The sequence below is a fragment of the Arcobacter sp. CECT 8989 genome, assembly GCF_004116715.1.
Classification (GTDB): Bacteria; Campylobacterota; Campylobacteria; order Campylobacterales; family Arcobacteraceae; genus Halarcobacter.
The window spans coordinates 1-464 of sequence record NZ_PDKE01000062.1 but is presented as its reverse complement, the minus strand read 5'-3'; the positions used below and the strand labels follow the sequence as shown (position 1 = coordinate 464).

General features: G+C 27.6%; 1 protein-coding gene. It reads left to right on the top strand.

Annotated elements, in window-relative coordinates; all coding sequences use genetic code 11:
* A partial coding sequence (locus tag CRV02_RS14435; protein ID WP_164969027.1) for an AMP-binding protein occupies positions 1–464 on the top strand: 464 nt, incomplete at both ends.

Genomic DNA, 464 nt, shown 5'->3' with positions numbered 1-464 from the left:
ATCTAAGAGAATTAGATTTACCAAAGGGAAGTAGAATTGGAATCTATTCTACAAAAAGTATAGAACAAGTAATTGCTATTCTTAGTATCTTATCTACTGATTATGTATTAGTTCCCCTTACTAGACTTTTAAAGCCAGAACAAGTTGAATATATAATTAAAGATTGCGATATTAAATGTATTATTACTGATAGATTAAAATTAGAGTCAATTGAAGAGATAAATTTTGACGGACATATTGTCTCTTATGAGACTACACATAAAGATATTGCTTCATTTGAAGAAATATTCAAATACTACAATAAACCATATACTTGTGAAATAAATGGACATGATAATGCTGTTATTACTTATTCTTTTGGATTAACAGGTACTCCAAAAGGTATTGTTATCTCACATAGAAACTTAATAGATAGTGCAAGAGTTGTAAGTCAATACTTAGACTTAAAAGAAGGTGACATTATC